This is a genomic window from Mesorhizobium sp. WSM4840 (assembly GCF_055811755.1).
The window spans coordinates 24,386-34,181 of record NZ_JBVVQD010000050.1 but is presented as its reverse complement, the minus strand read 5'-3'; the positions used below and the strand labels follow the sequence as shown (position 1 = coordinate 34,181).

At 57.1% G+C, this 9,796-nt stretch carries 4 protein-coding genes, 6 pseudogenes and 1 riboswitch; of the genes and pseudogenes, 6 read left to right on the top strand and 4 right to left on the bottom strand.

The window, feature by feature from the left end:
• The 6 genes and pseudogenes from AC0L3I_RS34630 to AC0L3I_RS34605 form a co-directional block, all read left to right on the top strand.
• On the top strand, window positions 1-1,056 hold a 1,056-nt coding region (locus AC0L3I_RS34630; RefSeq protein ID WP_473529918.1), incomplete at its 5' end, for an ISL3 family transposase.
• A gap of 275 nt (window positions 1,057-1,331) precedes the next feature.
• Window positions 1,332-1,668: pseudogene (locus tag AC0L3I_RS34625) on the top strand (DDE-type integrase/transposase/recombinase); the annotation flags it as partial.
• Between the two features lie 692 nt (window positions 1,669-2,360).
• Entirely contained in the window at window positions 2,361-5,003 is a 2,643-nt protein-coding gene (locus AC0L3I_RS34620) for an HAD family hydrolase (protein ID WP_473529917.1), read from the top strand.
• Window positions 5,004-5,408: 405 nt separating this feature from the next.
• A pseudogene (locus AC0L3I_RS34615) lies at window positions 5,409-5,969 on the top strand (OmpW/AlkL family protein); the annotation flags it as partial.
• Between the two features lie 505 nt (window positions 5,970-6,474).
• Window positions 6,475-6,726: pseudogene (locus tag AC0L3I_RS34610) on the top strand (cytochrome P450); the annotation flags it as partial.
• Window positions 6,727-7,000: 274 nt separating this feature from the next.
• Window positions 7,001-7,200, top strand: a riboswitch (cobalamin riboswitch).
• A gap of 119 nt (window positions 7,201-7,319) precedes the next feature.
• Window positions 7,320-7,643, top strand: a pseudogene (locus AC0L3I_RS34605) (5-methyltetrahydropteroyltriglutamate--homocysteine S-methyltransferase); the annotation flags it as partial.
• Here the strand turns inward: AC0L3I_RS34605 and AC0L3I_RS34600 are convergent.
• From AC0L3I_RS34600 to AC0L3I_RS34585, 4 genes and pseudogenes are all read right to left on the bottom strand, one after another.
• Window positions 7,644-7,799 (bottom strand): annotated as a pseudogene (locus AC0L3I_RS34600) (helix-turn-helix transcriptional regulator); the annotation flags it as partial.
• A 303-nt stretch (window positions 7,800-8,102) separates the two neighbouring features.
• The gene (locus AC0L3I_RS34595) at window positions 8,103-8,318 is read right to left on the bottom strand and encodes a helix-turn-helix domain-containing protein (RefSeq protein ID WP_473529916.1); all 216 of its coding nucleotides are present in this window, start codon (window positions 8,316-8,318) and stop codon (window positions 8,103-8,105) included.
• Window positions 8,281-8,551 (bottom strand): annotated as a pseudogene (locus tag AC0L3I_RS34590) (IS110 family RNA-guided transposase); the annotation flags it as partial. The gene AC0L3I_RS34595 and the pseudogene AC0L3I_RS34590, both read right to left, overlap by 38 nt.
• Window positions 8,552-8,719: 168 nt before the next feature.
• Complete coding sequence (locus AC0L3I_RS34585; protein WP_473529915.1) at window positions 8,720-9,511, bottom strand: SDR family NAD(P)-dependent oxidoreductase; 792 nt, start codon at window positions 9,509-9,511, stop codon at window positions 8,720-8,722.
• Window positions 9,512-9,796 lie beyond the last annotated feature (285 nt).

The window sequence follows — 9,796 nt, the reverse complement described above, 5'->3', positions numbered from 1 at the left end:
CTCGATCTGTTGCCGGACCGAAATGCCAACACTGTCGCGTCATGGCTGAAACGTCATCCGGGCATCGAAGTCATCGCTCGCGATCGCGCCGGCGTTTATGCTGACGGCGCCCGTCGCGGTGCTCCCGATGCAACGCAGGTCGCCGACCGCTGGCATCTTCTCCAGAATCTGGGCGAAGCGTTGCGTCTGGCCCTCGGCCGCCATCGCAAAGCGGTCAGTGCCGCCGGAAAGGCGATGATGGCCCAGATGAGCGGCGATGACGACGCCAATCCGGAACCATCAGTGGAGACTTCCCCGAAGCTTGATGGCCTGCGCCGGTCGCGCCGCAACCAGCGCAGTGAACTCTATGCTGAAGTCCTTGATTTGCGGACGACCGGCATGTCGCCGCGACAGATCGCGCCCCGGACCGGCATGAGCGTGAGAACGGTCGAGCGCTGGCTTGCAGCGGGCGGGGAGCCCGAGCACCGGCGGCCGCCCGCGCGCTCGGTTCTCATGGATCCTTTCCAGGAGTATCTCGAAGGACGCTGGCAGGAAGGCCAACGCAACGGGTTGCACCTGTGGAGCGAAATCAAGTGCCGCGGCTTTGCAGGCAGCAGGGCGACCGTCTACAGGTGGACCTCCGCCCGCCAGCAGTGCTCATCGACCGCTCCGTCAAATGCGCGATGGCGGCCGCCGTCGCGCCGAAACTGTGCATGGCTGCTGAGCGAAGACCCGACTTTGCTCGATGAGCAGACCGAGCAATTCTTGGGCCATCTCTATGACTGCGCGCCGGAGATCTTGAAGGCGGGTGACCTGGCTCGACGTTTCGCTGCACTGATACGCGGCGACGATGATGCCGGCCTCGAGCAATGGATCGAGGACGCCACGGACAGCGAACTGGCTTCTCTTGCAGCAGGCATCGGCCGTGACATTGCGGCTGTTCGGGCCGCAATCACCCAGCCCTGGAGCACCAGTCCCGTCGAGGGACAGATCAACCGTCTCAAGACCATCAAGCGCCAGATGTATGGGCGCTCCGGGTATCCGCTGCTGAGAAACAGGCTGCTGGCAGCCGCCTAACGACCGTAGAAACAGACGGGGCAACCAGGGAACGCCGTCCCCTGCACCAAATATGCGGAAGATCCCCAGATCGTCGCGCTGAACTCTAATTCGACGACACCGGCTTAGCCTCCCTAACAACAAAGACGATAGCTCCTTCGCGCAGATTTGCGAAACCGTCCTCTTTTTTCACCGGTTCAAGCCGAGCTTAAATTATCAGGATCGATGGAAAGCGTGACTGCCTTGCGCCCGTGCGTGGCCGTCAGTTGCTCCTGTGATCTAAACCGGGTTGAAGCAAGGAGAAGCTGGCCGTTCGCCACCGTGGCGGGCGCAAGCGGGCGATCGGAACATGGCGCCGATACTGGTGCCGCTGCGTCCAATGAGCGGTGGTCGCTCGACTTCGTGTCGGACCAACTCACCGACAGGCGCCGCTTCAGCATCCTTGCCGTCGTCGACGACTGCACGCGGAAATGCCTGGCGCTGGTGGCCGACACATCGCTCTCGGGCATTCGGGTGGCGTGCGAGTTGGATCAGCTCATTGCCGAGCGTGGCCGGCCGACGATGATTGTCAGCGACAATGGCAGCGAGCTCACCTCGAACGCCATTCTCGCCTGGGCCGACCAGAAGGGCGTCGGAAGCTGCAGAAATCATCAAACGCTGGGCGAAAAGCTTGAATTTGGTTCGGCGGCCGCCCTCATCGGTGCCGCCTGTCGCTGCTCGCCGGCTATCCCGATTGGCGTACGCTGCTGGCGGATATCGCCAAGGAACTGCGGGTCAGTTCCGGGAGAGGGCGAAATGACACTCCAAGTAGTCCTTCGCGAAGAGCTATAAGGATGGCCCGCTGAGATCGTGCTTTACCTGCCGCGCGCTCTTCGTATTCCAGTGCACATGCGGCTTCAGGAATCAGGTACAGCCATTCCGGACCGACTCGCTCGACGGCCTCAGCGAGCGTGTAGTTCTTTCGGCCAGCCAGTCGGGCCGGTTTAGCATTGTGCCGTGGCGGACGACCACATCATCAGGTGATTTTTACATAAACTTAACGCACGCAACTCGCTGCTGCGATTTGCCGATGTGCCACGGCGGACGAACCGGACCCCCGACTCTGTCATGTTTGTCGGATTCGGCACAAAGGGCCTATTTAGCCATTCTCTTGTGTCGCTTCAGCCTAAACAACTGAAAAGCAATCGAAAAGACCTTCTTTCACCCGGTCAGCCGGCTGGCATGAATTTTGAAACGTTCATTGATGTGTTAAGCGACGCCAGTGCTTGCACATCAAATGAGAAGTTCTCCCCAGAAGGATTACGCTCGCGCGAAGGAGACAACATATGCAGCATGTACTGGAGCGATTAACCGCCAAGATAAGGCAAACCGATGGTGACCAACAGTCTTCCGACCAGTTCCGTTTGGAAAATCGGTTGGATCATGACCTAGTGGGCGAGATCTTGCCGCATCTTCCCGGAGACGACTTCTATCTGTCTACCGGTCACCCTGATGCGATGGTAGACGGGGTTAGTCTGACCGAAAAACCCACCCAACGGCGCAAACCGAAGGATCGCCTGCTCCCGAGCAACATGCGTGATACTCACCATAGGACGAACATAAAAGTTCACGACATCCCCACGATTCTAGACGACTTTGGGGATTCCGTGAAGGTACTCTCACTTGACTGTTTCGATACGTTGCTATGGCGCAAGACAGCGACACCTGAAGACGTTTTTGCCGTGCTCGCCGATAATCCCGTCGCGCGAAGGTTAGGGATAGCTCCTCACCAACGCGTTAGCGCTGCTGAGCGTGCCTATCGAGCGAAGCCCTTAGAGAACGGATCTAGTCAGATCGATATCCGTGATATCTATCGGTTTTTTACGTCGCTTTCTGGTGAGGAACGGGAGCTATTGGCCGAGGCGGAAATCCGAACCGAAATGGATGTTTGCTTTGCATTCTCACCGTACGTAGAACTGATCAGGCTGGCGCACACCCGTGGTATCAAGATTATCATCGTGAGCGATACGTATTTGCGCGAAGATGAATTGAGGCGCCTCTTGGTTCGGCATTTGCCTGCAGACGTTATACAAGCAATCAGTAAGATTTACTGCTCAGTGGATTATGGGACGTCGAAGAGCCATGCCCTTTTTCAGATTGTACTCAGAGAGTGTGAAGTTCCTGCATCGCAACTACTCCACATCGGAGATAATGATGTAGCCGATGTCCAAGCGCCGCAGAAATTGGGCGTACGTGCGCTGCATTTTCTGCCGTTTGATCGTGAGGTCACAGACCTCTTGCGCCTACAGCACGCGGCATCTTCGTTGATTGTACTCGAACAGGCAGCGCCTGAAGCAGTTATTCTGCCGTGCTATAGTCCGTTTCGGCCAGTTCTTGCCGTTGCGAACCTGCAGCCGTACGCGCCTGAGACGATGATCGGCTATATGTCGTTTGGCCCGGTGCTATACGCCTATGCTCGTTTTCTTATGGACGAGGTGGAGGCACTACAACAGCAGGGCAAGCGGGTAAAAGTCTTCTTCCTGTTGCGTGATGCTTATCTTCTTTCCGCTGCGTGTGAGGCCTATGCGCGCAAGCCCGTCGGCAAACTGGTACGAATCCGCAAATTTCTTGCTATTGCGGCCTCTTTCAAAACCCGCGCCGATGTCGATTATTACATCAGCGGGATCGAACACGAAGTTGACGATTTTCATGCCACTGCAAAACAGCTTCTGCTTCCGCCTGAAGTGACTGAATTATTAATACGGATCGCCCATCAATCTGCTGATCCGCAAACGGCATTCCATCAGTTGCTGCGCGACGACGATGTGTTGGAGTTGATTTTCAAGAACTCTTTTGATTTGCGTGCCCGATTAAGGCGATATATATCGAAGGAACTGAAGGCAGAGGAAGGCGATACCATTATTTTAGCAGACATCGGCTTTTACGGCAGAACGCAGGAATATTTGATTCGGACGTTCCAAGAGGAATTGAAAGTCGAAATACTTGGACGCTATTTGGTAGCTTCCGACGAACCTTACCGCCCGGCTAACGGAAAAGCGCTTATTACGACGTCTTGTTGCGTTTATGATTTATTTGAGCAATGTTGCATTCTTAAGGAAGGAATGGTTGTCGACTATGATCTGGACGGCGAGCCAGTTCTCGATGAGATCAAACTTAACGAGAGGCAGTACGAGAAGGTTACCAAAGTTCAAGATGAATGCTTACGGTTCATCAATGATGCGAGATCGTTTTTTGCGAAGTCTGGTGTGACGCACGAGTTTTCTATTTTGCAGCGGGCCGCCCACGCAGCTCTATTTCGTCACGGCTACATGCCTATCGAAGCGGAGTTGGAATATTTCAAGGGCTTCCAGAACGACAAGTTTATGGGGCCAGATCGCACGAAGACCCTCTATCATCTAGACAGAGCTTGGAAGCATGTGGGGTGCCTGCCCTCACCTTATCAGCTGGGTGCATTTGAAACGCGCAGCTTGGGGCTTGACTTCGCATTCAGCGGTCTGGTGCAAAAGAGATTTCAGCTTGATTTAAGACCAGAAGATATGAATGTGCGGTTTTCACCTCTGAAAGTCTCGATAGGGAGCACACAAGAGTCCAAGGTCTTCTTGCTTAGAGCGCACCATCTGCATGACGGATATTTCTCCATTAAGCTGCCTTATGAAAGCGGCACCAGTGTGAAAATGCTTCTTGGCGAGCACTACGTATGGTTGCAAATCGAAGGTATACATCTTTTAGATAATGCAAGAAGGGTGTGTAGTGATGTGTCGAGCTCTCTCGATCTGGAAGAAATCAACCGGGAGGGAGAGATTTACCAGTGCCTATCACAGGCAAGTGTCGCGACAATACGTTCCGTTGATTTGCAACAGTTCAAGACGCCTCATTACTATCATGTGATCTTTCGCCCGTTGGTTACGAGGGCATCTGATCCGCCACTGGTGCCAGGCGCAAAGATGGTGCAGCCGGCGCAGCGGTGATTCGTTGGGGTAGTGTGCTTAGAGTTCTGCAAATTCGCTGAGAGAGGGCGGTCATGGCAGGCTGGTGATTGTTCACGTCACCGATTCCCGCGAAGGAACGCCACCATGACCAAGACTGAAGATAAATCCGCCATAGCCGCCGTCAAAGACATTCTGCTTTCGAACCCGGATGGATTGCACTGCTACCCGGGGCGGCTACGGCTGCACTCATTGTCGGAACTTCGACGAAGTCGGACATGAGACACAGCGCTAACAGAATGATCGCGTCGTTCTGCAATGATTTTCTCATTTGGCACGACACATGCGGGGGCTCTCCCGCATGAGCGCTCCGTCAATCTCGATTGATGCGAGCAGGATTCAATCAAGGCGCAGTGCGTCGTTTCTGAAGATCAAGGAGAGAAGAGCATGGCGAGAGCGCGAATTGGGGTGGCGCAGGCAGTAACAGCGGCTGTCGTCCTCATCGTTGCGGGACAAGCCGGCGCGGCAGATGTTCATCAAGCCGCGAGCGTTCCGCAGGCAGGAGCCCCGGTCGCGGAAGCGCCAAGCCCCTGGCAGATCCGCCTGCGCGCGTTGGGGGTGATCACTGAGGATTCGGGCTACGTCAACGCGGTGCCCGGCTCCGGTCTTTCCTATTCGAACACGCTGACGCCGGAACTCGATATTTCGTATTTCTTCACGGACAACATCGCCGCCGAACTCATACTCGGCACCACCTATGCCAACGTCGATGGCCAAGGTGCGATCGGCGGGCTGGGCAAGGTCGGCAAGGTTTGGCTGCTGCCGCCCACGCTTACATTGCAGTATCATTTTACCGATTTCGGCGCCTTCAAGCCCTATATCGGCGCCGGTGTGAACTATACGATTTTCTATCACCAGCAAGCCGGCAGCGCCGATGATCTCAAGGTCAAGAACACATTCGGCGCCCTTTTCGAAGTCCGCGCGCGGATCATCCGTGCCGAGAAGTGGACCCGCGATGGTCTTAAAGGCGCAACTTGATAGTCTTTCTTCTGCGATTCTGCAGCAGGGGGGGGGATGGCTCGAGTGTCGCTGCCAGGCGATGTGGTGACCTGGGCGGCAGGCCGTCACCAGACGCTCAGGCGGATGTTTTCCGACCAGCGTTTCAACAGGGACTGGCGACAGTCATCCGCCAGCCACCGCCCGAACGGGCCAGATAGCGCAGTGCGTTCAACACCGCCGGCGCCAAGCTAACAGGCAAGGCCACGCTCGATCCCTGGTTGATAGGCGACGGTCCACGGTCGCAAGCCGACGACGGACCTACGCGAGGCCCGCTTCGTGCGCCGCCTGTTGTTCCGCACCCTCCCATTCCGCATCCGTCAGGTCGGTCTGGTAGTGCTTGGCTTGCTTCTCATGTTCAGCCATCCGGCCACGGCTCGCTTGGGTCCACATCCCAAGCTTGAATCATGCGAACAGTGGCAACTCAACCCATTCTCAAACGGGCTCTTTAGAGAGTGCGGCATTAACCCCGGATTTGGTGATTCTCGGTTCACCGGGGTGGCTGGTCTCGCATGAGGGGGCGAGCATGCCCGGTCACGCACGATCGTGGCGCCGGCCTTCAGCAACCGCAGGGTGAAGCTGCTCGCGCAGCAGGTCGAGGCGATCGCCGCAGTTGTTCGAGACGCTGGCGGCCCAGCCCCAGCCCGCCGACCTGCGGCGCCACCTCTCCTTTCCGCTTCCGGCCGTGGTGATCAGCGCGCTGATGGGCGAATGCGCAAGCACGCTGAGCGAAGCCGAGCGGGAACAAATACCGGGACTCCGGCTGACCGTGACGACCTGGCCCGACTGCACACCTTTGAGCCCGGCGACCTCGACCTGATCCGGCGTCGCCGATGGGGACAAGGACCTTTCCGAGCCTGCACTGATGAGAGGCCGCATCGTATGCGGCTTCGGGCGAAAGAGACCGATCAGCGCAAGCGCATTATTCGCATCATCACATAAACATCTCGTTATATGGTATTGAGAAGGAGCGAAGCGGCTGTGATTGTGCGGCATGCCGTGGTGCTCCGCGCGGCACTGCCGTGGCGGAGCTAAGAGGGAAGCCGGTGCGATGCCGGCGCTGCCCCCGCAACTGTTAGCGGCGAGCCAAGCCCATTGATGTCACTGAGGCGAACGGCCTTGGGAAGACGGGCACAGGCTTTGACCCGCGAGCCAGGAGACCTGCCACGACGAACAACGTCCACGGGCGGGGTGTCTCGGTGGTCGCGGTAGCCCGGCTTCGTGCCGGCCTACTCGCGCGTCTCCTTGGCCCCACGCCCCAAACCATCGGGGTATGGCATGACTGTCTCTCAACAAATTCCTGTGGCAACGCTTGGCGTGCCGCGTATCGGTCGACAGCGGGAACTGAAATTCGCACTTGAAAGCTACTGGTCCGGAAAATCTCCCGCTGCCGACCTGCTCGCGACGGCGAAGGCGCTGCGTGCCGCTAGCTGGAGGGAACAGCACGATCGCGGCGTGTCGAAAATCCCGTCCAACGATTTCTCGCTTTACGACCATGTGCTCGACACCGTCGCCATGGTCGGCGCCGTGCCGGCACGATACGCCTGGACTGACGGCGAGGTCCCACTCGATACCTATTTCGCCATGGCGCGCGGCAACCAAGGTCAGGCCGCGGATTGTGGACACATAAAGCGTGACGATGGTGGGGTTCCTTTTGCCCTTCTCCAGCCCGCTGATGTACTGCTGGCTGAAGCCGGAGATCTCGGCAAGCTGCTCCTGCGTCAAGCCGGCGTTCTCCCTGATCCTGCGTGCATTTTGTCCGACCAGCTTGCGCATATCCATGCGCGGAGGTCAGCGGATCACGGGCCTTGAGTTTATCAATTTGCCGCCGGCGGGCAGCAAATCAAGGGATGCGATTTTGATGACGTTGGTCGCTCAAGCCAAGCACAGCTCGAGCTATCGGTCACGCGAGCCATGCGACGTTCACCGCCCGCATACTTGGCCACGGAAGACTGCAGCCGGCGAAGCGCTTCGGCAACCTTGGCCTGGGTTAAGCCCTTGTTCTTACGCGCCGCTATCAGCTGTTCCAACAGCCGGCGTTGGCGGGGCGATCGAAGAGATGCCGGCATCAGATGGTGCTTAAGTCTATTCAGATCGCGGATCGAGCAGCGTTGCCGGCTCAACCTCCAGCACCATAGCGAGCTTCTCGACCATGTCGATGCTAGCAGCATATACACTGCGCTCAAGAGCGCTGATGTACGTTCGATCAACACCAGCTTCATGTGCCAGCGCCTCCTGCGACACCTTCTTTTTCTCGCGAAGCCTACGCAGATTGCGGGCAAAGACCTCTCGGATTCCCATACGTGAGAGGCCACCCTCTTGTTGAGTCGTCCCGCCACATGTGATGCATGATCACCGCAAGCCGACGGGCCAATGCGACAATGGCCTTCTGTCGGCCGTGCCGCCTGGCGACATTCATCGCCCACGCCTTCAGCCACGACCAATTCGTCACACGCGTCAGCAGCGTCTGCGCGGCTTCGTAACATCATGCCATGGCCGCAGCAGGAGATCCGGCCCATGCGCCCAATAGGTCCTTGGGACGCCGATGCCCTGCATCGCCTGCACTGTGATCCGCTAGAATCCCATAGATGGCTAGGGCCCGCCGATCCCGGAGAGAAGGCCGGGACGAGACCGCAGGCTGACCCAGGACTGGGAGAAATCCAGCGCTTCCGCAGAAGCCTACGTCGCCCACATCCGTTTCCTCACCCGCAGGCCCGCGGCAGCAGTCCAAGATGGCTGCCGGCATCGACAACAATGTTCTGACCGGTAATGTTTGACGCTTCCGTCAGGAGGAACAGCGCAGCCTCGGACATCTGTTCCGATGTGCCTGCCTGGCGTAGAGGCGTTCGCTGTTCCTCGTCTTCTTTCATCTTGTTGTATTCAATTTCGCCCACGCCATTCAGCATCCAACGGGTCTGGATCAGGCCGGGGGAAATGGCATTCACCCGGACGGCGGGGCTGAGCCAGCGTGCCAGCTCTTGGGTAAGAGTGTTTAAGGCACTCTTAGACAGCGTATACGGTAGTGAGCTGCCGTTGCCGATAAGGGTGGCATTGGTGGACACATTCACGATCGCGCCGCGTTCTTTGCGTTCCTCCCATTGTTTTCTCATGGCCGGAAACACAGCACGGCCCATCATGAAAGCGCCTGTGGTGTTCACTCGAAATATGCGGTCGAAATCCTCCGGTGTGACGTCTTCAAGATCGCCGACTTTTTGGAACTTTGTGGTGGCAGCGTTATTGATAAGGCCGTCGATGCGACCCCATTCGCTCAGGGTTTCGACAGCCAGTTTGCGGCAATCGGCATCCTGCCCCACGTCGGCCTGAACAACAATGGCTTCAACCCCTTGCGCTTTGACTTTGGCATAAGTCTCGTCGGCTTCCTTCTCGCTTCGAGTATAGTTGATCGTGACGTTCCAGCCCCGCGCCGCGAGGTCGATGGCACAAGTCGCTCCCATGCCTGTTGCCGATCCTGTCACAATTGCTACTTTGGCCATGGTGCCCTCGAATTAGGTATCTCTCTTGTTGGGTATCTCTTGCGCCACCCTCTCAGGGGGTCACGTAACAAGTTCACTCGCCCTTTGGCTTGAGCTAACGGCATTTTCCTCTCGGGGAAGGCTTTGACTGGAGCCACTGACTCGTGACGGATCTTTCCAAGGTCTAACATTATTACTTCCTCACCCATCTTTCAGATGTAATATATAACTGTCGGAAGTCAATTCAAAAATCGTAAATGCAATTTAAAAATTCAATTACGTAATGTTTCAATACAAAACTGTTTA

Excerpts from the sequence above, each read along its gene's own strand:
- AC0L3I_RS34595 (WP_473529916.1), bottom strand. The coding sequence starts at position 8,318 with ATGGGAATCCGAGAGGTCTTTGCCCGCAATCTGCGTAGGCTTCGCGAG.
- AC0L3I_RS34620 (WP_473529917.1), top strand. The coding sequence starts at position 2,361 with ATGCAGCATGTACTGGAGCGATTAACCGCCAAGATAAGGCAAACCGAT.
- AC0L3I_RS34585 (WP_473529915.1), bottom strand. The coding sequence starts at position 9,511 with ATGGCCAAAGTAGCAATTGTGACAGGATCGGCAACAGGCATGGGAGCG.